Annotated in this window: 1 protein-coding gene; it reads left to right on the top strand. The window is 38.8% G+C overall.

The genetic code is table 11. From position 1 onward, the window contains the following. A partial coding sequence (locus tag ACFINZ_RS11105; RefSeq protein WP_375701545.1) for a helix-turn-helix domain-containing protein occupies positions 1-188 on the top strand: 188 nt, incomplete at its 5' end. Between the last annotated feature and the right edge of the window lie 124 nt (positions 189-312).

A 312-nucleotide genomic window follows, 5' to 3' on the forward strand; every position in this document is an offset into this window, starting at 1 on the left:
TTGCGATGTATTTGGCAAAAATGTTAACGCCTCGTTCGTTGCCAGAAATTGGGCGTCGTTTTGGAGGACGTGATCATACGACAGTTTTACATGCTGTCCGTAAAATTGAAGATTTGGTTTGTGATGATCAGACATTAGCCAAAGAACTTGAATTGCTTAAACGGTTAATTGGAGAGCAGGCTGCATAGCGTTTATAACTTTCCCTCTGTTTATCGAAAGTATTGCAGAGGGATTAATAAGAGGGGGCTATTTTTGCTTATACAAGAGTCACTTGCCATTTTAAGAGAGGTTGAATAAAGTCCAATAAATGAT

The sequence above is a fragment of the Bartonella sp. AA81SXKL genome, from assembly GCF_042196945.1.
Lineage (GTDB): Bacteria > Pseudomonadota > Alphaproteobacteria > Rhizobiales > Rhizobiaceae > Bartonella.